The sequence below is a fragment of the Acinetobacter sp. genome, assembly GCF_041911495.1.
GTDB lineage: Bacteria > Pseudomonadota > Gammaproteobacteria > Pseudomonadales > Moraxellaceae > Acinetobacter.
Genome location: NZ_JAYROT010000082.1, coordinates 12508 through 34327 on the forward strand (window position 1 = coordinate 12508; position 21820 = coordinate 34327).

24 protein-coding genes are annotated in these 21820 nt (G+C 42.9%); 3 read left to right on the forward strand and 21 right to left on the reverse strand.

From position 1 onward, the window contains the following. Positions 1-49: 49 nt before the first annotated feature. Positions 50-1957: a protein translocase subunit SecD gene (gene secD, locus ACE3PQ_RS10915; RefSeq protein WP_374297817.1), complete on the forward strand. Its 1908-nt coding sequence runs from the start codon at positions 50-52 to the stop codon at positions 1955-1957. A gap of 22 nt (positions 1958-1979) precedes the next feature. Further along, positions 1980-2984, forward strand: a complete 1005-nt coding sequence (gene secF, locus ACE3PQ_RS10920) for a protein translocase subunit SecF (protein WP_374297876.1) — start codon at positions 1980-1982, stop codon at positions 2982-2984. Between the two features lie 99 nt (positions 2985-3083). On the opposite strand, the gene ACE3PQ_RS10925 is transcribed toward secF, so the two are convergent. Both ACE3PQ_RS10925 and ACE3PQ_RS10930 read right to left on the reverse strand, forming a co-directional pair. After that, positions 3084-3524 (reverse strand): DUF1569 domain-containing protein, encoded by a 441-nt coding sequence (locus ACE3PQ_RS10925; RefSeq protein WP_374297818.1) that lies wholly within the window; start codon positions 3522-3524, stop codon positions 3084-3086. A 28-nt stretch (positions 3525-3552) separates the two neighbouring features. Further along, entirely contained in the window at positions 3553-4086 is a 534-nt protein-coding gene (locus ACE3PQ_RS10930; RefSeq protein WP_374297819.1) for a DUF962 domain-containing protein, read from the reverse strand. Between the two features lie 119 nt (positions 4087-4205). Between ACE3PQ_RS10930 and ACE3PQ_RS10935 the strand changes: the two genes are divergently transcribed. Beyond that, positions 4206-4913: a Crp/Fnr family transcriptional regulator gene (locus ACE3PQ_RS10935; RefSeq protein WP_374297821.1), complete on the forward strand. Its 708-nt coding sequence runs from the start codon at positions 4206-4208 to the stop codon at positions 4911-4913. 19 nt (positions 4914-4932) lie between these two features. Here the strand turns inward: ACE3PQ_RS10935 and ACE3PQ_RS10940 are convergent, their stop codons facing one another. The 19 genes from ACE3PQ_RS10940 to ACE3PQ_RS11030 all read right to left on the reverse strand — a co-directional run bounded on the left by ACE3PQ_RS10940 (position 4933) and on the right by ACE3PQ_RS11030 (position 21669). Beyond that, on the reverse strand, positions 4933-5544 hold the full coding sequence (locus ACE3PQ_RS10940) for a 4'-phosphopantetheinyl transferase superfamily protein (RefSeq protein ID WP_374297823.1): 612 nt from the start codon (positions 5542-5544) through the stop codon (positions 4933-4935). Between the two features lie 37 nt (positions 5545-5581). Then, positions 5582-5896 carry an AzlD family protein gene (locus ACE3PQ_RS10945; protein ID WP_374297825.1) on the reverse strand — a complete coding sequence of 105 codons (315 nt, stop codon included), beginning with the start codon at positions 5894-5896 and terminating at the stop codon, positions 5582-5584. 2 nt (positions 5897-5898) lie between these two features. Next, positions 5899-6696 carry an AzlC family ABC transporter permease gene (locus ACE3PQ_RS10950; RefSeq protein WP_374297827.1) on the reverse strand — a complete coding sequence of 266 codons (798 nt, stop codon included), beginning with the start codon at positions 6694-6696 and terminating at the stop codon, positions 5899-5901. Between the two features lie 223 nt (positions 6697-6919). Further along, complete coding sequence (locus ACE3PQ_RS10955) at positions 6920-7405, reverse strand: 3-hydroxylacyl-ACP dehydratase (RefSeq protein WP_374297830.1); 486 nt, start codon at positions 7403-7405, stop codon at positions 6920-6922. A 65-nt stretch (positions 7406-7470) separates the two neighbouring features. After that, positions 7471-7875 carry a hypothetical protein gene (locus tag ACE3PQ_RS10960; protein WP_374297833.1) on the reverse strand — a complete coding sequence of 135 codons (405 nt, stop codon included), beginning with the start codon at positions 7873-7875 and terminating at the stop codon, positions 7471-7473. 305 nt (positions 7876-8180) lie between these two features. Continuing rightward, on the reverse strand, positions 8181-9590 hold the full coding sequence (gene der, locus ACE3PQ_RS10965; protein ID WP_374297838.1) for a ribosome biogenesis GTPase Der: 1410 nt from the start codon (positions 9588-9590) through the stop codon (positions 8181-8183). 269 nt (positions 9591-9859) lie between these two features. Next, entirely contained in the window at positions 9860-11014 is a 1155-nt protein-coding gene (gene bamB, locus ACE3PQ_RS10970; protein WP_374297841.1) for an outer membrane protein assembly factor BamB, read from the reverse strand. A 3-nt stretch (positions 11015-11017) separates the two neighbouring features. Continuing rightward, the gene (locus ACE3PQ_RS10975) at positions 11018-11791 is read right to left on the reverse strand and encodes a YfgM family protein (protein ID WP_374297844.1); all 774 of its coding nucleotides are present in this window, start codon (positions 11789-11791) and stop codon (positions 11018-11020) included. 56 nt (positions 11792-11847) lie between these two features. After that, positions 11848-13137 (reverse strand): histidine--tRNA ligase, encoded by a 1290-nt coding sequence (hisS, locus tag ACE3PQ_RS10980; protein ID WP_374297847.1) that lies wholly within the window; start codon positions 13135-13137, stop codon positions 11848-11850. A gap of 74 nt (positions 13138-13211) precedes the next feature. Beyond that, positions 13212-14330, reverse strand: a complete 1119-nt coding sequence (ispG, locus tag ACE3PQ_RS10985; protein WP_374297849.1) for a flavodoxin-dependent (E)-4-hydroxy-3-methylbut-2-enyl-diphosphate synthase — start codon at positions 14328-14330, stop codon at positions 13212-13214. A 41-nt stretch (positions 14331-14371) separates the two neighbouring features. After that, a complete protein-coding gene (locus tag ACE3PQ_RS10990) occupies positions 14372-15172 on the reverse strand; it encodes a helix-turn-helix domain-containing protein (protein ID WP_374297852.1) in 801 nt (266 codons plus the stop codon). Further along, on the reverse strand, positions 15163-16002 hold the full coding sequence (pilW, locus tag ACE3PQ_RS10995) for a type IV pilus biogenesis/stability protein PilW (protein WP_374297854.1): 840 nt from the start codon (positions 16000-16002) through the stop codon (positions 15163-15165). The genes ACE3PQ_RS10990 and pilW overlap by 10 nt, the downstream gene beginning before the upstream one ends. A 60-nt stretch (positions 16003-16062) precedes the next feature. Beyond that, positions 16063-17268 (reverse strand): 23S rRNA (adenine(2503)-C(2))-methyltransferase RlmN, encoded by a 1206-nt coding sequence (gene rlmN, locus ACE3PQ_RS11000; RefSeq protein ID WP_374297880.1) that lies wholly within the window; start codon positions 17266-17268, stop codon positions 16063-16065. Positions 17269-17552: 284 nt separating this feature from the next. Continuing rightward, complete coding sequence (gene ndk / locus ACE3PQ_RS11005; protein WP_374297857.1) at positions 17553-17984, reverse strand: nucleoside-diphosphate kinase; 432 nt, start codon at positions 17982-17984, stop codon at positions 17553-17555. 450 nt (positions 17985-18434) lie between these two features. Then, positions 18435-18635, reverse strand: coding sequence for a Fe-S cluster assembly protein IscX (iscX, locus tag ACE3PQ_RS11010; RefSeq protein ID WP_298891834.1), 201 nt, complete (start codon positions 18633-18635; stop codon positions 18435-18437). A 164-nt stretch (positions 18636-18799) separates the two neighbouring features. Next, positions 18800-19354 (reverse strand): phosphatase PAP2 family protein, encoded by a 555-nt coding sequence (locus ACE3PQ_RS11015; RefSeq protein ID WP_374297862.1) that lies wholly within the window; start codon positions 19352-19354, stop codon positions 18800-18802. Positions 19355-19471: 117 nt separating this feature from the next. Then, positions 19472-20722, reverse strand: a complete 1251-nt coding sequence (locus tag ACE3PQ_RS11020) for a glycosyltransferase family 4 protein (protein WP_374297866.1) — start codon at positions 20720-20722, stop codon at positions 19472-19474. Positions 20723-20819: 97 nt separating this feature from the next. After that, on the reverse strand, positions 20820-21272 hold the full coding sequence (locus tag ACE3PQ_RS11025; RefSeq protein ID WP_374297870.1) for a hypothetical protein: 453 nt from the start codon (positions 21270-21272) through the stop codon (positions 20820-20822). Positions 21273-21333: 61 nt separating this feature from the next. Beyond that, positions 21334-21669, reverse strand: a complete 336-nt coding sequence (locus ACE3PQ_RS11030) for a YegP family protein (RefSeq protein ID WP_374297872.1) — start codon at positions 21667-21669, stop codon at positions 21334-21336. Positions 21670-21820: the final 151 nt, after the last annotated feature.

Here is a 21820-nt window from a genome sequence, read left to right on the forward strand (position 1 = left end):
TAAAAGCGTTATACGCTTCAATAAAAAGCCCAATTAAAGAAGAAAGACAATGCGATATCCTGCATGGAAATATGTGCTAATACTCATTGTCATTGCTTTAAGTACCATTTACGCTTTGCCAAGTTTGTACCCAGATGAACATGCGGTGCAAATCTCAGGCTCTAAAGCAGGTATGCAAATCGATGACTCGATTATCAAGCGTGCTGAAGAAGCACTTCAGCAAGCCAATATTGCCACTCATGACAATACTTTCACCAATAATGCTGCGCTGTTGCGTATGGCAGACGACAAGGCTGAAACACAGCTCAAAGCACAAGAAGTGCTACGTCGTAGTCTAGGTGATGAATATGTTGTGGCGTTAAACCTTGCACCAACCACACCTGCTTGGTTGCAAAAGCTTGGTGCAAAACCAATGAAGCTTGGTTTGGACTTGCGTGGTGGTGTGCACTTCTTGCTTGAAGTGGATATGGAAAAGGCGATTACTCAGCGGATGGAAACATCTACGACTGAACTACGCCGTCAGTTCCGTGAAAACAAAATCAACTTCAATCAGCTCAGCCTTGCAGACAATGTCATCACTGTTCGCTTTGCGGACAATGAAGATCGCAATAAAGCGATGGATTTCTTACGCAGTAATGGTAATGAGTATGCACAGCAAGCACTTGCGACCTCTGAAGGTAGTGTACTGAAACTGCAATATAGCGATACCAAACGCCAAGAGATCGAAACCTATGCGGTTGAGCAAAACTTAACCACGCTACGTAATCGTATTAACGAACTCGGTGTGGCAGAAGCTTTGGTACAACGTCAGGGTAGCAATCGTATTGTCGTCGATCTACCAGGTGTGCAAGATACCGCAGAAGCAAAACGTGTCCTCGGTCGTACTGCAAACTTAGAATTCCGTCTGGTGGCTGATCAGAACGATCAAGTCATTGACCCATATACACAGCAACACAATGGTCAAAGCATTCCTGCAGGTACTGAGCTATTCGCCTATGAAAGCTTAGACAGTGGCAAGCAATTACTGTTGCAACGCCAACGTATCTTGACAGGTGAGCGTGTTCAAGATGCACGTTCTGGTATGAGTCAAGACTCAGGCGGTGCCGAAGTAAATATTACTTTGGATAGCGCTGGTGGCAAGCTGATGGCAGGGGCAACACGTAATGCTGTGGGCAAACGTATGGCTGTATTGTTTATTGAAAATAAACAACGCATTAGCTATGTTCCCGATCCTGAAACAGGCACACAAACCGAAGTCCGCACACCATATACTGAATCAGTCATTATCAATGCAGCAACGATCCAAGCTGTACTTGGCTCTCAGTTCCGTATTACAGGGCTTGATTCACCACAAGAAGCTGCTGAACTTGCTTTGATGCTTCGTGCAGGTGCTTTGGCAGCGCCAATGTATTTCGTTGAAGAACGCGTGGTTGGTCCAAGTCTTGGTCAAGACAATATTGATAAAGGCTTGATGTCGACACAAATCGGTTTCTTACTGGTGGCGATTTGGATGGTGGTGTTCTTCCGTCTATTCGGTTTGATTGCCAACTTTGCATTGGTATTGAACCTCGCAATGATTTTGGCAATCATGTCCTTGATGGGCTCTGCACTGACCTTACCGGGTATTGCGGGTATCGTTATCACCATCGGTATGGCAGTCGATGCCAACGTCTTGATCTGTGAGCGAATACGAGAAGAGATCAGGTGGGGCGCATCGCCCAAACAAGCCATTGTGGCAGGTTATGATCGTGCCTATAACACCATTTTCGACTCGAACTTGACCACATTTATCGTGGCATTGATTCTATTCGCAATTGGTTCTGGTCCGATCAAAGGCTTTGCCGTGACCTTGATGATTGGTATTGTTTGCTCAATGTTTACTGCGATCACGGTCACTCGTGCCATCGTACAAATCATTTATGGCAAACGCCGTAATCTACACAAACTGAGCATTTAAGGAGTATCTCATGACGACTGAAATGACTCAAAAACCAAATGACGATCAAAACAATGATCTCTATGATGATCTAAGTAATGATAAGCAGTATGGTCGCCCAGATGATGAGAAAGTCATCGACTTTATGAAGATCGCCAAACCAATGGCGATCCTCTCGATCTTACTGACTATTGCCAGTATTTTCTTTGTGGTAACTAAAGGTCTAAACCTCGGTTTGGACTTCACAGGCGGTATCTCTGCCGAGCTGAATTATAGCCAACCTGCCACCCAAGCTGAAGTAGTCAAAGCATTGGAGGCAAATGGCTATGCTGATCCTGTTGTGCAAACTTTAGGTAGTGAGCGTGACATGTTGGTTCGTATGCCACCTCAAGAAGGTAGCGTAGAAAACCTTGCAGGTCAGATCCAAAAAGCAGCGACAATACCGAATAATACCGTGTCTGTGCTCAAAGTTGACTCTGTCGGTTCACAGCTTGGTAATGAGCTTTATGTACGCTCTGCGGGTGCTGTGGCGCTTGCCATGGTATTGATGCTGATCTACGTGACGATTCGCTTTGAGTTTAAGCTTGCGATTGGTGCAGTGTTGTCATTATTCCATGACATTATCATCATTCTTGGTTTCTTCGCATTCTTCCAATGGCCGTTTGATTTGACGGTATTGGCAGCAATCCTTGCGATCATCGGTTTCTCTTTGAACGATAACATCGTGGTATCGGATCGTATCCGTGAGAACTTCCGTAAGATTCGTGAAGCGACACCACGTGAGATCGTCAATATTTCATTGACCGAAACGCTACGCCGTACCATGCACACTTCCCTCACCTTGATGTTGGTCGTGGTTGCAATGATGTTCCTCGGTGGTGATGGCTTGCATTGGTTCTCTGTTGCCATGTTTATTGGTGTGGTCGTGGGCACATACTCGTCGATCTATATTGGGACTGCATTTGCGCTTTGGCGTGGCTTAAACCGCCAAGACTTTATTGTGCAAATCAAGCCAGAGTTTGAAGAAGACGAAGTCGAAATTCCATAATTTTTGACTTCCTTCATTCATAAAAAAACAGCACTGAGGTGCTGTTTTTTTTGCGCTTGATGAAAAATGATTTTGAATAAATTACTTTGAATAGAAAGCTTAAGAAAACTTCACTTCAGAAAAATGATCTTTAAGATGCAAAGTAAAATAACGATCATAATCTGCATGATTCATCTGCCCAAAGATAAAGTGAGGTTGAAGTTCACCTTGATAGGCTTGGAATTGATCAATACTCTCTAACAGCACCTCAAAAGCAGACTGCCCTATTTCAATCGGCTTTGCACCAACCAATGGCGCTTGCAGATTATGTTTCATCTTTGCTCGCACAAAAAATATTTTTAAAATCAATGCACCAATACTACGTCTAAACCATAACGGCTTAAGTGATGGATAACCCTGCATCGAGCAATAAATCGTCTGCGCACAGTGCTCGCAAATTTGTGCCATCGTCCAATGCTGGGTTTGCACGATTTTGCCATTTTGCGCCAATAAATATTGCTTAAACTGATCCAAATTTTCTACAGACTTGATGTTTTTCATAATGAATCTATCTTTTCCAATCTTGCTTTTAAGCTGTTTGTTTTGCGGTCGCATTGAGCTGACGACGCAACTGTACCGCCTGCGCAGTCACTTCTTTTTCCAAATTTGGACGATAGCCCAACTTAAACATAATCTCCGCCAATACAAAGATCGGACCAATCAACAAGCCTTTGAGATCATCAAAAAATGCAGGTTTCATTTTTTCATAGGCATGACCAATGAATTGAAATACCCAACCCACAACAAATAATCCGATCGCGCTACCCAACCATACCCATAGTGATGCACCTGCTAAAGGCTGAATCAAAAATGCCATCGCCATCAAAACCACAAACATGATCATACCCATGATCCGATCCAAACGCAGATAATAGATCGAGCTCACCACAATCAACACCTGCGCAAAATTCATATCAATGCCTGCCACTGTCCATTGCCAACGTGCACACAGTAAAATAATTGACGCAACGATAAGTGGAATGCCAACGATATGCGTCGCAACATTTTTTTGGCTCAGGTGATAAGCACCATACTGGCTGAGGTTTTGTGTTAATTTATCCATAATCAGATCTTCCTAGTGAATAGACACCGTCGAATATCTAATAAGTATAAAGTTTTACACTATGTGCATTTGTCAGTTTGATGACAAATCAAGCACATCAGAAAAGGCAAAGGAACTGCATGACTGAATCACTCCATCAACAACTTTGCGCAAATGCGTGGTATGCCTCACTGTCAGAGAACTTTCAGCAATTTATTCTGACACAGCACAAAACCGTTCACCTTGAAAAAGGACAGGTGCTGTTCTATCGAGGGGCTGTGGATGATGGGATTTATGCGATTTTAAACGGTGCGATTCAGCTTGGTTTTAGTGATGCCGAAGGCCATGAATCACTCATGCTCATCGCTGAAACCAACCTGTGGTTTGGGGAAATTTCATTGATTGATGGCAAGCCACGCACCCATGATGCCATTGCCTCTCAAACCACAACACTATTACATCTACCAAAAAACGCATTACTGAATTTTTTAACGCAATACCCTGAATGCTGGCGCTCAATTGCACTGCTACTGAGTCAGAAAATTCGTCCATTATTACAAGATATTGAAGTCCTACAACACGGCTCTCTACAGCAACGCCTTGCTCGTCGTTTACTGATGATTCTGCTCAGCTACGATGATACGAATGTTATTCAAAACAAGCAGATCGAACTCTCACAAGAACGTCTCGGCATGATGTTATCGCTATCACGACAACGGATTAATGGATTACTACATGAGCTAGAAGATGCGCAGATCATTAAACGTGAGTTTAAAAGTATTCATATTTTAGATATTGCACGCTTAAAACAACTGACTGAATCAGGTATGATAACTATGGATGAATAAATATGGATGAAAGTACGATTTAAAACCATTGAATCGTTTGAATGGAATTTGATGGATAAGCCACCGTCAACATCGCATTAGGCATGACAATATTTTGATAATAAAAACTGCCTAACAATTCATGCTCGACCACGCCAAAATCCCATGTCGGATGAGCATGAGTATTCAGCGTATTTAAAGATAAACGAATCCCCATACCATGCGCTTTCAGTACCGCTTCTTTGATCGTCCACACTTTAAACCAAAAGGCTCGGTCATCATTTAAAGCTTGCCACACTCTTAACTCGTCAGGGTGAAAAGCATGTCTGGCTAAGGCTTCAAAGCGTACTTGACGATTTAAATCCTCAATATCCACCCCAATATTCGCAATCTCATCGCTAATCGCCATCGCATAGCTCTGCTGACTATGCGATTGATTAAACTGAAATTGATTTGGAATTTTTAAAATCGGCTTGCCGAAATCGTTGACTTCGATCTGCAAATGCTCAGTGGTATGCCCTGTCACTTGTGCAATCAAGCTTGTTTGATACAAACGCAACTCTGCACGTTGTGATTCATCCATGTGACGACGTGCCATTGTAGGCGCTTCGCCAACAATGTGATCTAAGGACTGCACGTGTAAATAAATCATGGGAAGCTGTCTATTTATTTATCGGTTTGGCAAAGTTTTAAAAGAAAAACTGCCGACTCATCGCTGCAACAAGAATACCTAAACTCATTGCAACAATCGGCATCTTCAACGCAAGCATCAATACAAAAGTCGTGATCAACGCCAAACGCCCTGCCGTATCCGTTTCTAACATGATCGGTGCAATTAAGGCAATAAATACCGATGCCGACATTGCCTGAATAAAACGCTGTACCCGATCACTCAGTGGAATGTATGACATGATAAATACGCCACCCCATCGGGTTGCCAGTGTCACGATTGCCATAATCACGATGACCACAGTCATATTTGAGGTTTGCAAAATGGATAACATGATTAATCTTGCGCCTCGCTATGTTTATTTATAGTAGGGTCGTCCTGAGTGGTGTTTTCCTTCCACAACATCCCAATCACACCACCAATACAACTTGCCAGCAAGACGTGCATGTTCTTTGGTAAATACAAATACGCCAAAATCGAAGCACAAAATACCACAGCCCAAATCGTCATCATGCGAATGTCTTGCTTACCACCTGTGGCCATTGATAGTAAAAAACACGCCATGACCATATCTAAGCCCCATCGTTCAGGATGCGCAACGATACCGCCGAGATACATACCAAGCACAGTCCCCAACAGCCACGTCAACCACAGCGCAATACCGCCACCAATGAGCAAGCCATAACCCGACATTTTGTTTTGAAAAGCTTGCTGTGCATATGCCCAGTTGGCATCGGTGAGTAGCAGTAAAATGCTATAACGCTTCACTGGATTGAGCTGGCGTAGCCACGGATAAAGCGCCGCACCCATCAAGATATGCCGTGCATTAATAAAAAATACGGTAATGATCAGTGGAACGAGTGGAATCGCCGTACCTTGAATCATATCCAACACTGCAAACTGCGATGCACCTGCAAAGACCAAAGCACTCATGGAAACGATTTCTGGGTTGCTCAACTGCGCTTGTACCGCAGCTAAACCAAAAGCACAGCCAAATAGCACCACGAAGAACGAAATTGGCAAGAGCTGTCTAAAGCCCAACCACACTAAACGTGGACTGATTTTGGTAGAAATCGTTGGGGTAGAATGCGTTGAGCTAAGCTGTGCTAACTGCGCATCATCATGATTCGACACAGTAAAAATCTCTGCATGAATTGGGGAGAAATGATAAACAGTTTATCCTAAGTGCGCACTGGACGCACTCATACTTAAGATAAAAGATACACGACTAAGCTGAATAAGAAAATTTAGTTTGGAAAATTGAAAGCGTGAAACTCTATAACTTCACTGCGATGGCTACACGCTCATGCTTTTATGATGATTGTAAAACCATATGCTCCTAAAAATAAAAGCATGGCTACATCGGCAAGACACTTGAGGTATCATCAGGCTGTGCAACCAATAAAGATGCCGTCGAAATACCTTTCTCAGTGGTAATTTTACATTCAAACATACCGATCTTTTGACGGTTTAAAAAGCTCAGTTGAATCTCAACAGTCAGTTGTTCACCGATAGTAAAAAATTCCTGTGCCATATCAAATTTCTTTGCACCAAGTAAAAAGCCCAATTTCGGTTCATTACCATTCAGTCGTTGTTCGACACCACCATACATGGCAATGGTCTGCGCCATGATCTCTATACCCACCCAACTTGGCAAACCTTCCACTTGCATAAAAGGAAGTTGCTCTGTGATCTTGAGCTTAGCGATACAGCCTTTTTCTGTCACCGTGACCAATTGATCCAATAACAGCATCGGCGCACGATGCGGAATATAATATTCAGCATGTTGTGGAAGCTGTGCAACCTTCTTGGGATCAAATACTAAACCTGTGTCTTTACTCATAATCAATAAACCTAAAAACTGATGCAAATGTCTTTCTAATGTTGTGTATGGGTATGGGAAGTGAATTAGTGCATTAATTCATGCGAAGTTTCAACTGTATTTTGAATACGTTGCTGTGTGGTAAGTTGTGTTTTAAACACCATTCGACCGCTTGCCAGTGGCTCTTGCATCGCATTAGTCACTTTAAACTGAATACTATGATCTTGTGGTTCGATCTGAATAAAAATATCTTGCTCAGGGAAAATAAAACCCTGAAAACGCAATTGCTCAATACGATCTAAATCTGTGAAATTGGCAAAATGTTCATCGACAATCGCTTTAACCATGGCAATTTGTGCCACACCTGGAAATACTGGGCAATTTGGAAAATGTCCTGCAAATGCTTTTAAGTTTGCATCGAGCCTTGCAGAAAAGAGAAACTGCTGCGCTGTAGATTTTATTAGACGACTTTGTGGGATATACACACTCATATCATTGCCTTGCTTTATCTCATTGTGCTGACGAATTGGTTATATTTTGTTTTATAAACCTAAGCAATATTCATCAACATATTCTTCATTGATGCTTAGATTACGTGTTTTAAAATCTTGTGCCAATGGCGAAATAACAAATATGCCATTGGGTACAATTGATCAAAAAGATCAAGATAACGCTTTTATTATGAACAATTCGGGAACATGTACAAGCTGTAGAAAACATCTCGAAATAAAATAAATCGAAAATGAAAAACCAAGCAAAAGCTTGGTCTAATGATCAATTATCTATGAATACGATTTTAACGCTTGTACTTTTTCTCAGCCTTTTTAAACTTTTGGACATAGCGACGACGACGTGCCGCAGTCCGCTCATCGAGTTGCGACTTACGTCCTTCAAATGGATTCGCAGAAGTCTTGAAGTCAATTCGTACTGGTGTACCTTCGAGTTTATAGACACGACGGAACACATTTTCCAAATAACGACGATAGTCCGCAGGGGTTTTATCCACTTTATTCCCATGAATGACAATCGTTGGCGGATTTTGTCCACCCATATGCGCATAGCGCATTTTGATACGGCGACCTTGTACCTGTGGCGGTTGATGTTGATCGGTTGCATCATTCAAGATTTGCGTAAGTTTTGCAGGACTGACTTTGAGATTTGCAGACTCGTAGGCACGATGAATTGACGGATATAGATCGCCAACACCAGTGCCATGTAAAGCAGAAATCAGATGAATCTTCGCCCATGGAATAAAATCAAAACGACGCTCAACGTCCATCTTGACTTGCTTACGCTCATATTCGCTCATGCCATCCCATTTATTAATGGCAATCACCATCGCTCGACCTGCCTCCAGCGCATAGCCAATGAGGTGCAAGTCTTGTTCGACGATACCTTCTCTTGCATCAATCACGATCACAACGACATGCGCATCTTTGATCGCTTGCAAGGTTTTGACGATCGAGAATTTTTCAATCGACTCATCGACTTTCCCTTTACGGCGGACACCTGCGGTATCAATCAAGGTATATTGACGTTCGTTGCGCTCAAAAGGAATATAGATCGAATCACGTGTCGTCCCCGGCATATCAAAGACCACCACACGCTCTTCGCCAAGTAAGCGGTTGACCAAAGTCGATTTACCCACATTTGGACGACCGATCATCGCCAAGCGAAGCCCTGTCTGCTTATCAAGCTCTTCAGGATTTTCATCTTCAGGTACATCGACCAAGACATCTTCGAGCATTTGGGCAATACCACGCCCATGACTCGCTGCCACTTGGATTGGTTCACCGAGCCCTAGCTTATAGAATTCTGCAACAGCGGCTTCGGCATGTGTACCATCGACTTTATTGGCAACGAGATAAACTTTTTTGCCTAAAGTACGTAACTCTCTTGCCACTTGCTCATCAGATGCAAGCAAGCCCGCACGAGCATCAACGACAAATAAAACAATATCTGCTTCATTGATTGCTGTTTGTGACTGCTCTGCCATGTACGCATCAATACCATTTTCGCTTTCACCGATACCGCCAGTATCAACCACGATAAATGATTTGTTTTGATAGCTTGCATCGCCATATTTACGGTCACGTGTTAAGCCTGCAAAGTCCGCAACCAAAGCATCACGACTTTTGGTGATTTGGTTAAAAAGCGTGGATTTCCCAACATTAGGACGTCCAATAAGTGCGATGACTGGTTTCATAAACTATTTAACACGCTAAAAATTTAAAAAAATAAATGCGTTTGATCTAGATTTTACTTGATCAAACGCATTTTAAAGCATTTCAATGTGGTGAAGTGCTTGATGAATTAAAAATAATCTAAAAGGGAATCTCGTAAAACCTAGCGAGTGGTGTAAATTTCAAGGCGCACCTCGCACAGCAACCACAGTGTACATCTAGTACATGAGGATTGCGAGCAAGGAGCAACGCAGAAATTTACCGACGCAGCTGATTTTCGAGGTTCACTGACTTAATTCACCAAATTTTGCCAAACTGTATAGTGCCCTTTGTCCGTTGAAACAAAAAGCAAATTGTCTTCAACACGTAGGTTGTGTACTTGCCCTTTAGTTTCAGCACGACCATGAAGCTGACCTGTGATCGGGTCGATCAAATGTAATACACCATCATAATCGCCAACAACCAAAACGCCACCAAGTAACACTGGATTACTCAAGCCACGATTTAACAGCTGATCATTTTCCCACAATTTTGCGCCGTCTGCGAGATTATATGCGACTAAGCGTCCATCGCTATTGGCAACGTAGACTGCACTTGAGTCTGCAGCAGGGCTAGACAAGCTACTCGCTTTCTCTGTCCAACGTACTTGTTGCGAAGCTAAATCAACCACCGTCACTTGACCTTGATAGCTAACGCTGACCATATTGCCATCGACAACGACTGGACGACTATCAATATCAACTAAACGTGCAATATCTCCACGTCCTTCGCTCACCGCCACACGACGTTGCCAACGAGGCACACCGGTGATCAAGTCAAGCGCATAAACATACGCATTCGCTGTTGCAATACCTACGGTACGACTATCGAGTAAAGTTGGCATCGCATAACCACGTACACTCAGCGGTGTATTTGGCAAGTCAAATGTCCACACCATTTGCCCTGATTCTGCATCATGCGTATAGACTGTACCATCATTGGTAATCGTCACGACACGGTTTTGCTCAATCAACGACGGACTCAAAATCGAACCTGAAAGTTGTTGTGTCCAAAGCGTTTCGCCAGTTTGTGCATTCAAGGCAACTAGTTTCCCTTGACGACTACCAACTACAGCCACATTGCCACCAACAGATACACCTGCAGTTAAGTCTTTGGTTGGACGCACTTCCCAAAGTTGTTTTTTGCCATCGTATGCAGCCACTTCACCATCTGGATCTGCGCTGTAAAATACATTATTAGCACGATCAAGCTGTAAGTGTAGCGAATCATGTTTCGGGCTCGACGATACAGTATTCGAAAATACTTTATTTAAAGCCTGAGTCGCTTGAATTTTTGGTAATGGTTTTGGCTTCGCCTCTTCGACTTTGATCCCACCTTTACTGGCACAGCCAATCAATGCCAAAGACAAGACGGTTGCAGCAAAAGGAAGTTTGATCATATTTTTCATGTCTTAAGACTCACTCGCAGTATTTTCAGTCGGGGTACTTTGTTCAGCACTTTCTGCTTCGGCAGTGCTCACAGTAGGTGTAGCGCCTTGGGCCGGTGTCTGAATTGGGCTTTCAATTTCAGGATCTTCCACCATTACGCCGACATTTGCCAATTTAATTTGTAATAATTCACGGACTTGCTTACGTTCTACCAACACATCCCACGCCTTTTTGTAAGACTTTTGTGCATCAGCGATTTTTTTCTGCGCGACAAAAATATCACCGCGTGCTTCTTCTACTGTTGGGATAAAGCTCTCAAGTTTAACTTGATCTAAAGTTTTTAACGCTTGATCAAGCTGATTCTGGTCGATTTGCGTATAAGCCAAACGTACATTCACAATCGCTTTCAGCCCTTCGTCATCAACTTTGCTAGTCTGTGCAGCCGTCAGAATTTTGGTAGCATGAGCATAGCCTTTTTTTTCATACGCCAATTTTGCAAGTACCAGTTGCGCCTGTACCGCTTGCGCACTATCAGGGTTTTCTTGAATTAACGCATTGGCATCAGCTTGAAGCTTTTTGTAGGCTGCATCATCACTACTGGCATTCTCTTGCTGATTCAGAATTTCTTGGAACTGCGCAGTACGATTACTCGCCTCAATCGCTTGTTTCTTATTCCACCACTGCCATGCAAAAAATGCACACAGCGCCAAAAGCACACCAATAATAATTGGCGAGCCGTACCGCTTCATAAACGACTTGAGCTGTTCTTTCTGTTCTTCGTCAGTCATTGCTACCATGAATCTATCCTTTACCCATTTGGGCGCTACGCTAAGAAAAACCTAGCGGAAAAATATTAATTAACAAAAGTGGCGGTTAAAAATGATGCAAGCTCAGCGATTGCAATCTGTTGCTGATCAGCAGTCTGTAAGTTTTTCACCAAAACCTGTTGATCTTGCCATTCTCGCTCACCCAAAATCAAGGCGAATTTTGCACCTGATTGATCGGCTTTTTTCATTTGGCTTTTCATACTGCCTTGCGAGCCTGTTTTTAGGCGAATTGAAGATTGTACCTGTTCAAACTGATCACGCAACTGCTCAGCAAGTACCAATGCTTTACCTTGATATGCAGGCTCTGCCAATAGAAACACATCACAGTCCGTCGCAGTTTCAGTGAGTTGCTGTTCGAGCAAGAGTAACAAACGCTCCATACCCATCGCAAAACCAACCGCAGGCACAGATTGATCCGCCTTGCCTTTCAACTGCCCAACCAAGCCATCATAACGACCGCCTGCACAGACTGTACCTTGCGAGCCAAGATGTGTGGTCGTCCATTCAAAAACGGTTTTGTTGTAATAATCCAAGCCACGAACGAGTTTTTGATTGATGACAAATTGAATCCCTGCATCAGTCAAATATTGTTTGAGCTGCTCAAAATGATTCAGACTGTCTTCTTTTAAGAAGTCATGTAGCTTTGGTGCATCGGCAATAATTTTTTGCGTCGATTCAATTTTTGAATCCAAAATACGTAGCGGATTGGTGCTTAAACGACGTTGTGAATCTTCATCTAACGCTTCTTTGTGTTGCTCTAAATACGCAACTAAGGCATTGCGATATTCGGTACGCTCATCGACCTCGCCTAGCGTGTTCAGTTCAAGCTGTACTTTGTCCGCCACGCCCATACGTTGCCAAAGACGTGCCGTCATCAAGATCACTTCGGCATCCATATCAGGGCTTGCCACACCAAAAGTTTCCACACCGAATTGATGAAACTGACGATAGCGACCTTTCTGCGGTTTTTCATAGCGAAACATCGGTCCGACATACCAAACCCGAGGTGTCGCACCACGCAGTAAATTATGCTCAAGCATCGCTCGCACACAACCTGCTGTCCCTTCAGGACGCAAAGTCAATGATTCTGGCGGATTACCCTTGTCTAAAAAGGTATACATTTCCTTTTCAACAATATCGGTTGCATCACCGATCGAACGCTTGAATAAATTGGTCTGTTCAACGATCGGTAAACGGATTTGCTGATAGCCATACGCATCCATCAAAGCCGATAAATGTGCTTCTAGCTTGCGCCAAGCAGGCGTTTGGTTGGGTAGAAAATCGTTAAACCCTTTAATTGCAACAATTGAACTCATGATCTGTTTAACACACTTTTAAATACGCTATTTCAATACACGACCTTCATGAACTATTTCATTAAAGATCTAAATTACTTAGAACTGGTGCGGATAATCTCTTTCGCTTTCGCTTCTTCCGAGAGTTGAATACGATGACGCACCATGCTTTCAATTTCATCCACCAATTGATCGGTGTCGATCAAATGACTCTTTTCACCATTTTGATAGACCAATGATCTTGGACTTGCACCAACCACACCGATATCCGCTTCTTTAGCTTCACCCGGTCCATTGACCTTACAACCAATCACCGATACATCCATTGGCACACGGACATCTTCCAGACGCTCTTCAAGCTTTTGCATGACTCTGATCACGTCAAACTCTTGGCGTGAGCAGCTTGGACAAGCAATAAAATTAATGCCGTTCGAACGTAAACTTAATGATTTTAAAATATCAAAACCAATTTTCACTTCATCTTCTGGCTCAGCAGCGAGTGAAATACGCATGGTATCGCCAATGCCTTCGAGCAGTAGCCCACCGAGTGCAATCGCTGATTTGACCGTACCTGTACGATATATCCCTGCTTCGGTGACACCGAGATGCAGTGGATTATCAATCTGCTTGGACAATAACCGATAGGCATCCATGGTCAGAAACACATTCGATGCTTTGACGCTGACTTTGAACTCATGAAAATTTAAACGGTCTAAAATATCAATATGGCGCATTGCCGATTCAAGCAGTGCCTCACCTGTCGGCTCACCATATTTCTTTTGCAAATCTTTTTCTAATGAACCTGCATTGACGCCTATGCGCATGGAAATATCATGATGACGTGCCGCAGCAACCACTTCTCGGATTTTATCTTCAGAGCCAATATTGCCAGGGTTAATACGTAAACAATCCGCACCATGATCGGCAACGGCTAAAGCGATCTTATAATCAAAATGAATATCTGCGACCAATGGCACTTCGACTTGCTTGCGGATTTTCCCGAAAGCCTCAGCAGCTTGCATAGTCGGCACAGATACTCGAACAATATCAGCACCTGCATCTGCACAGCGTTGAATCTGTGCAACCGTCGCATCGACATCGCAAGTTTCGGTATTGGTCATAGTCTGCACAGAGATTGGCGCATCACCACCGACATAGACCGAACCAACACGGATTTTACGTGTTGGACGACGTTGAATTGGATTGACGATCATGATGCGAACCTCTCAAAGATGAAACTTTATAGTGTCAAGGATTAAGGTGACAATCTAAAGTCAGCAGAACCGCTCGCATTGGTATAGCTAGTTAATGCGATATCTTCATTATTTAATTTGAGTTTTACAGCTTGTGCATCATCAAGGCGAATACTAAAAGGTGCCTGTCCTGATAATGTCAAACTTTCACTTTGACGACCTTGCGCCAAAGTATTGCCCGATGCGTCTTGGATCATCACTGACGTTGGGCGACTAAAATCCAATAGCAACTGATCACCAGTACCCGATGCTGTGGTCGCACCCACACCTGCTGAATCAAATTCAATGATTTCTACGCCATTTGCATTATCTACAGGTTGAGTTTGATTATTCTTACTCATCCATTTTGAAACTAACGACCAAAGTCCCCACACCACGGCAATGATCAATAGCAATAAAACAATGCGTTTCAGCCATGTATTTGAACCACGACGCTTACCACGAGTCAGACGTCCCATCGACTTAATCGGAGAATCTTTTAAGGTATGACTTGAAGTTAAGCCTGTATCAGTGCTGTATATTTCATCAAAGCGTTGAATCAGTGCTGTAGCATCTGCGTTGAGAAACTTTGCATAAGCACGATAATAGCCTTTGATAAAAGGCGCTTGTGGCAAAGACTGATAGTCATCTTTTTCTAATGCCACTAACTGCTTTTCCGAAATTTTTAGCTCTTGTGCTACTTCAGACAGCTCTTTCCCTTGCGACATGCGAACTTGACGCAAATATTCACCCGGACGCTGTGCACTGCCTATGCTCGAAGGCGTTGAAGATTTATTTTTGGGTGTATTCGTATCTATTTCCATACCGCCTCAGAACTCTGTTTTAACTCTAAATATCGTTTATATTCCTGACTATCAGGAAACTGTGCTCGCAGTTGATTGGCAAGTACTTGCATGCCTAAATCATCATGACGAGCTCGTGCTAGACGTAGCCCAATCCAAAGTGCACGTGCTCCTTGACTGGCTTGCCCCGTATAGCGGATATAATCTTCATACATCTGCCCCGCCAATGTAAAGCGTTGCTGAAAATAAAGCAATTCGGAAAGCTCTAAGCGTGAGATCAATGAGTCACGATTGGCTTGCAAGGCTTGGGTAAAGGCTTGTTCCGCATTGGCATTGTCACCGACTTTCAGATAGGTACGTCCCAAATTTTCAAGTGCCGCATAACGTTGTGTATAGCCTAGTGTTGCACCTGCCACTTTGAACTGTGCAATCGCTTCAGGATAGCGGTCACGAAGATACAAGTATGCACCATAGTTATTTCGTGCTTGGGCATGCGACCCATCAATGGAAATCGCACGTTTAAAATACTCTTCTGCTTTTGCCATATTGGTCGGGCTACCTTCTTGTTGTAGCAAGACACCCATCATCAGGTTGGCTTCGACAGAACGTGAATCTGTATTTAACGCCTGATCAAGCTCTTGTTTGGCTTTATCCAGCTCACCTGTACGAATATATTCAGCTGCCAGTTGTGTACGCAGTTGTACTGCTTTTGCAGGATCTTTTTCCCCAAGTCGGGTTGCAGGTGTCGTGGTTACACAGCCAGACATCACGATCAAAGCACTGAGTGCAACCGCACCTAATGTAGATTTTAATACTGTTTGCCCCATTGGGTTAAAACGAGTAACCATCATTCAAACAAAGACCTCAATATTTTCATCGCTTGTGACTCACATTTCCATCAGATCAATGCGTTATGAATCACTTTGTGTTCTTAAAATTTCATTGTGCTGACTGGCGATTTTCTGCTTCCATTTCTCAGCACGACGTGTCCGATCCGCAACTTGCCCCACCAACTGACCACATGCTGCATCAATATCGTCGCCACGTGTCTGACGAATGGTACAGACAAATCCTGCATCTGACAAAGTTTTTTGAAATGCCATAATACGATTTCGACTCGACCGTCCATAAGGCGCATGCGGAAATGGATTAAACGGAATCAAATTGATTTTACTTGGTAAATCTTTTAATAGTTTTAATAATTGTAACGCATGCTCAGGTTTGTCATTCACACCATCGAGCATGACATATTCAATGGTAACGTGCTTACGACTACTTTCATTACCATCTTTTGCCAAGTAGCGTTGGCAAGCTGCAATCAATTGCTCTAGCGGATATTTTTTATTGATCGGCACGAGCTCATTACGCAGTGGATCATTTGGCGCATGCAGAGAAATCGCTAATGCAACGTCGATCGTCGCAGCCAACTTATCAATCATCGGCACCACACCTGAAGTCGATAAAGTCACTCGACGCTTAGACATGCCATAAGCAAAATCATCAAGCATCAATGACATTGACGCAACCACTGGATCAAAATTCAGTAATGGTTCACCCATACCCATCATCACGACGTTTGTCACGGTGCGAGTACGATCACCAACAGGCACGCCTTCCATATAAGATTGATTTGCCACCCAAAGCTGACCGATGATTTCCGCAGGGGTTAAGTCACGTTGAAAGCCTTGTTTGCCTGTTGAACAAAATGAACAATCCAATGCACAGCCTACTTGTGAGGAAATACATAAAGTCTTACGTGCACCAGTTTTATCGTCTGCAGGAATCAACACCGTTTCGACTAGAGAACCATCTCCATCACCAACACGAAACACCCATTTTCGGGTACCATCTTTGGAATAGTGACGATGTACCACTTCAGGCGCTTGAATCTCTGCAATATTGATCAGCTTTTCTCGAAGTTTTCCTGAAATATTGGTCATTTCTTCAAAATCCGTCACGCCAAACTGGTGAATCCATTTCATCACCTGTCCTGCACGAAACTTCTTTTCACCGATTTTTTCAAAAAAAGCTTCTAGCTCAGCACGTGTCATACCCAACAAATTGGCTTTTGACGAATTCACTTGCACTGTTTTTGATACAGCTTGATCCTGCACCATTTTTTTCTGCACAGTTTTTTCCTGCACAGTCGCATCTTGCGCAAGCGTAGAAATGGATTGAGCTGTGTTCATGCAAAACCTGCCATGCAATATGAGGGGCGATAAATGAAAGTGATCAATAAAAATATTGAAGGATAAATCGAGGGCGCAAATTATATCCGTTTTTCACCGTTTACCCTAGTGAAAAACAAAAAAGCTAGATAAGTATAACACTGATCTAGCTTTATCACGATGAGATTTGTTTGCTAGGCAAGACGCACTACACAAACACCATCCCGATCGAATTAACGCGTACGAGCTGCAATCTCGTCTGCATTAAAGAAGTAAGCGATTTCACGCTCAGCAGATGCAACTGAGTCAGAACCGTGAGCAGCATTTTCATCGATGCTTACAGCGAAGTCTGCACGGATTGTACCAGGAGCCGCTTCTTTAGGGTTTGTTGCACCCAAGATTTCACGGTGCGCAAGTACTGCGTTTTCGCCTTCAAGTACAGATACAACAACAGGACCAGAAGTCATGAATGCAACGAGGTCATTGAAGAAACCACGTTCTTTGTGCTCTGTGTAGAAACCTTCCGCATCAGCTTGAGAAAGCTGCTTGTATTTCATTGCAACTGGCTTAAGACCAGCTTTTTCGAAACGTGCAACGATGTCACCGATGTGGTTTTTGCCTACAGCATCAGGTTTGATGATAGATAAAGTACGTTCAATCGCCATGATTGGCTCCTTAAATGTCTAAGAACTGGATAGGGTCTGTTGGTATTTCAACCATGCATTGCGTTATCAGCTAAAACCACATAAACAAGGCATGAAACGAAGGGAATGGTCACTCCCTTGCCAAGTTTCATAACGAAGTTTATGGCTGTTTTAGCTATAACCCTTCGGGACAAGGAAGCTTTTTGACGCTACGTCGTTATGAACGAATCATTTAGAAGTACTAAACTTCTTCATTCATGCCTAGTATCGCCTACAAAGCTTCCATTGTCGCAAGCATCTGTGAAATGCCAGCAGACCCTCATAAAAACGGAAAATTTGGCGCATTATATACGAGCGATAGGCGCAAGATATAGTGCAATTTGTCTTGATTTTTGATTCAGTCTAAACTTTTTCGACAAAATGCAAATGTATTAGTGCGTGATTTGACACAAAAAGCTTTCACCAATGAAGTTAACGTGCTTCGTCAATCCATGCCATTTGAATGGCTTCTAAAATACCTTCGCTGGATTTGTTTGGATCATCTTCGAAGTCAGGTAATTCACAAATCCAACGGTGCAAATCGGTAAAACGAATATATTGCGGATCGACATCTGGGTGCGCTTCGTAAAGCTCAATCGCAATATCAATCGAATCTGTCCAACGGAGTGCCATAGCTTAGCCTTTATTTATATTTACAAAGTCAATTTACGAGATCAATGCAAGCTACTTTAACAAAATTCGACACAGACGCAATGCTTATCCCATATCAAACCAAGTTTCATTAAACCAGTGATTCAATTTTTATCTTTATGATTTGATGGATTGGCTAGTGCGGCTCAAAGCACCACCCCAAGCATCGGCGCACACCACAACGTCAGCATCGCCACCATAAAACCAATACTCGCCCCAACGATCACATCCGTCGGATAATGCAAACCCAAGATCATACGTGACAAGCCTACCAAAATGGTAAATGGCAACATGATCGCAAGTAACACGGATTCAATACTACCCAAGACTGTACATGCCAAAACTGCGTGTAAAGTATGCCCTGACGGAAAGCTAAAGTGGTCAAGCGGACGCTCACCCAAACTAATCACTTGATGCACCTGATAAGGACGTGGACGCACAGTATGACGTTTTAAGAGTTTATAAATCAGCGTCCCGACACTGCCTGCAAGGATGATATAGATCACTTGGCTAAAGTACGCCAAGCCATTCATGCCCCATACGATGGCAAGCATGATGTACCAAAATGCACCGTCACCAAGACGACTTACCGCTTTAAAAAATTTTGCCACATAAGGATGTGATGACCAATGATTGAGATAAACACAACCTCGTGAATCCCAATCTAGAATCGCTTTTTGCGCAACTTTTATCTTATTCATGCGACTACTCCTTGATCCGTTGTGATCAGCTTAAATAGTGCGACCATGCTTTTATCGCACCGTGATTTATTTTTAATCTCATCTTCCAATATCAACGCTCAACTGCCAAAACAAAACTTAAAACTGCACATACATAGTTGGTTTTTTGGCATATTGCAATAATGCGTCTTCAAAATCCGCCACAGGACGATCCCAACCACAATCAGCCACTTTTTGCCCTGCAATCTGTCCCATATGCGCCAAGTCTTTCAATGATGGTAAGTTGAGCAAAGTCTTTTGCCATGCTTGTTTGTCCGCAAATGGAAGCAACCAACCTGTACGACCATGTTCAACCATCAGCGCAGGCGCAGCATAGTTATATGCCAATACAGGCAAGCCACTAGCCAATGCCTCAAGTACGACATTGCCAAAGGTATCGACTTCACTAGCAAATAAGAATACGTCCGCACTGGCATAGCACATTGCCAACGCCTCACCCATCTGTGCACCCATAAAGGTTACATCAGGATATTGTTTTTCCAAGTCTTCACGGATTGGGCCATCACCAACCACCACCATTTTCAGCTTCCGTTGTGGTTGATATTTTTTTAGTTCTTGATAACTTTTAAGAATAAACGGCACTTCTTTTTCGGGTGAAACTCGCCCCACGGATAACAGCACTGTGGTATTGTCATCTGCCTGCCACTGGCGACGAAGACCCGAGCTACGCAAGTTGCGGTTAAAGCGCTGATTATCCACACCACGACTAATAATTCGCATCGGACAGCGTAATCCAAACTCATCTTTTAACACTTGACGGGTATCTTCACTTGGCACAAGTGTCAAATCCGTTTGATTGTGAAACCATTTTAGATATTGGCGGACTGGTCGAACCAAAAATGCCATATCAAAATAACGACTAAAATCATGAAATGAGGAATGAAATCCACTCGAAATTGGGATATTTCGCAATTTGGCTTGATTGAGTGCTGCCAATCCAAGCGGTCCTTCAGTCACGATATGCACAATGTCTGCTTTAAATTGATCTAGCGCCTGACCGATTTTAAAAATCTGTGGCCAGCCAAATTGCATCTGCGGATATTTTGGAATCGACTGCGAACGTACTACACACTCTTGATCTGGGTAAAAGCTATGATTTTTTTCACTTTGCTGTGGACGGATCAATAAGATTTTATGCCCACGACGTTGTAAACCTTTGGTCAGTTGCATTACGGAGAGGGATACACCATTAATCTCAGGTGGCCAAGTTTCAGTGACGATAGCAATACGCAACTTACGTGCAGGAAGCTTTGACTCATTTTGTTGGTTTTTATTTTGTTGCAACTTTGCTTGCGCATAATCCAGCACAATTGCTGATTGATTGGTCATTCATCTGTCCAAGTTAGTTTTCTTATTCTGCGATATTAAACTTGGAATTTGACCATTTCATGATCAATTGATGACAGTTTTTTGACAAAAATCGGGGTTATAGCTCCACTTTTTGCTGTATTTTCCATCTAGCTCGCCACTCCAAATCTGCACAAATTAGCGTCGTTGGAAGCACCACGATCAAAAGAAACAACCCCAAGAGAATCAGTGTCCCGATGCGAAATACTCCAAAAATCAATAACGGCGACCATGTCAAAGCTGCTAAAGCACCACACTTGTGATAATGACTTCGACGCATATTTTCCTGTGGATCGCCTAACAACTTATAGAATATTTTTGAAGTCAAATACGCAGGAATAATACCAATCACATAACCCACGACCAATGCAACACACATGAGCGCCAACATCGGAAAAATAATTGACGGTGTGATTAAGCCAATGAGAAACTGAAGCGGATCATCTAAGAAAAATAAAATATGAAAGCTAATCACGATGATAAACGTCGCAATCGCTGGTGCGAGTCGAAACCGATTCCATGTTTTTGTCATATTTATCCTTTTAAATAAAAAAGGCTTCCGTAGAAGCCTTTTTCATATTTTTTACAGGAAATTATACCGTTAAATCTTTAATCCTTTCACTTGAACCATTCTTCTTCACAGATTCAATACCATTATCACGTGATGCTGCACTGGTGTAGTATTGGCTGGTGCAAATGATCTGATGATTCGCCGCTTTTAAATTGAAATATGGTTTATCATTTTTTGCCACTTTACGGTCATAGCGTGCATCATCGCCACGATTCTTTTGCACAGAAACAATACCATTCATCGCAGAAGCTTTGGTTTTGTAAAGCTCGCTGGTGAGAATAATCTCTGAATTGCCTGCTTTGAGTACAAATTTAAACTGTCCGTCTTTTGCCTTATCGACTTCAAAGTATCCTGCCATTTTGAGCTTTCATTAGGGTCTGTTGACATTTCACAGATGCTTGCGACAACGGATGTTTTTTAGGCGATACTAGGAATGAATGAAGAAATTTAGTCATTCTAAATGATTCATTCATAACAACGTAGCGTCAAAAAACATCCTTGTCCCGAAG

What these genes read in the sequence shown, in the direction of transcription:
- ACE3PQ_RS10930 (WP_374297819.1), bottom strand. Translation starts at nt 4,086, where the DNA reads ATGGATAAATTAACACAAAACCTCAGCCAGTATGGTGCTTATCACCTG.
- iscX (WP_298891834.1), bottom strand. Translation starts at nt 18,635, where the DNA reads ATGGCACTCCGTTGGACAGATTCGATTGATATTGCGATTGAGCTTTAC.
- hisS (WP_374297847.1), bottom strand. Translation starts at nt 13,137, where the DNA reads ATGAGTTCAATTGTTGCAATTAAAGGGTTTAACGATTTTCTACCCAAC.
- ACE3PQ_RS10955 (WP_374297830.1), bottom strand. Translation starts at nt 7,405, where the DNA reads ATGAGTAAAGACACAGGTTTAGTATTTGATCCCAAGAAGGTTGCACAG.
- ACE3PQ_RS11015 (WP_374297862.1), bottom strand. Translation starts at nt 19,354, where the DNA reads ATGAATAAGATAAAAGTTGCGCAAAAAGCGATTCTAGATTGGGATTCA.
- ACE3PQ_RS11030 (WP_374297872.1), bottom strand. Translation starts at nt 21,669, where the DNA reads ATGGCAGGATACTTTGAAGTCGATAAGGCAAAAGACGGACAGTTTAAA.
- ispG (WP_374297849.1), bottom strand. Translation starts at nt 14,330, where the DNA reads ATGATCGTCAATCCAATTCAACGTCGTCCAACACGTAAAATCCGTGTT.
- bamB (WP_374297841.1), bottom strand. Translation starts at nt 11,014, where the DNA reads ATGAAAAATATGATCAAACTTCCTTTTGCTGCAACCGTCTTGTCTTTG.
- ACE3PQ_RS11020 (WP_374297866.1), bottom strand. Translation starts at nt 20,722, where the DNA reads ATGACCAATCAATCAGCAATTGTGCTGGATTATGCGCAAGCAAAGTTG.
- ndk (WP_374297857.1), bottom strand. Translation starts at nt 17,984, where the DNA reads ATGGCGATTGAACGTACTTTATCTATCATCAAACCTGATGCTGTAGGC.
- ACE3PQ_RS10925 (WP_374297818.1), bottom strand. Translation starts at nt 3,524, where the DNA reads ATGAAAAACATCAAGTCTGTAGAAAATTTGGATCAGTTTAAGCAATAT.
- secF (WP_374297876.1), top strand. Translation starts at nt 1,980, where the DNA reads ATGACTCAAAAACCAAATGACGATCAAAACAATGATCTCTATGATGAT.
- ACE3PQ_RS10940 (WP_374297823.1), bottom strand. Translation starts at nt 5,544, where the DNA reads ATGATTTATTTACACGTGCAGTCCTTAGATCACATTGTTGGCGAAGCG.
- secD (WP_374297817.1), top strand. Translation starts at nt 50, where the DNA reads ATGCGATATCCTGCATGGAAATATGTGCTAATACTCATTGTCATTGCT.
- der (WP_374297838.1), bottom strand. Translation starts at nt 9,590, where the DNA reads ATGAAACCAGTCATCGCACTTATTGGACGTCCTAATGTTGGGAAATCC.
- rlmN (WP_374297880.1), bottom strand. Translation starts at nt 17,268, where the DNA reads ATGGTGCAGGATCAAGCTGTATCAAAAACAGTGCAAGTGAATTCGTCA.
- ACE3PQ_RS10975 (WP_374297844.1), bottom strand. Translation starts at nt 11,791, where the DNA reads ATGGTAGCAATGACTGACGAAGAACAGAAAGAACAGCTCAAGTCGTTT.
- pilW (WP_374297854.1), bottom strand. Translation starts at nt 16,002, where the DNA reads ATGATGGTTACTCGTTTTAACCCAATGGGGCAAACAGTATTAAAATCT.
- ACE3PQ_RS10990 (WP_374297852.1), bottom strand. Translation starts at nt 15,172, where the DNA reads ATGGAAATAGATACGAATACACCCAAAAATAAATCTTCAACGCCTTCG.
- ACE3PQ_RS10935 (WP_374297821.1), top strand. Translation starts at nt 4,206, where the DNA reads ATGACTGAATCACTCCATCAACAACTTTGCGCAAATGCGTGGTATGCC.
- ACE3PQ_RS10945 (WP_374297825.1), bottom strand. Translation starts at nt 5,896, where the DNA reads ATGTTATCCATTTTGCAAACCTCAAATATGACTGTGGTCATCGTGATT.
- ACE3PQ_RS10960 (WP_374297833.1), bottom strand. Translation starts at nt 7,875, where the DNA reads ATGAGTGTGTATATCCCACAAAGTCGTCTAATAAAATCTACAGCGCAG.
- ACE3PQ_RS11025 (WP_374297870.1), bottom strand. Translation starts at nt 21,272, where the DNA reads ATGACAAAAACATGGAATCGGTTTCGACTCGCACCAGCGATTGCGACG.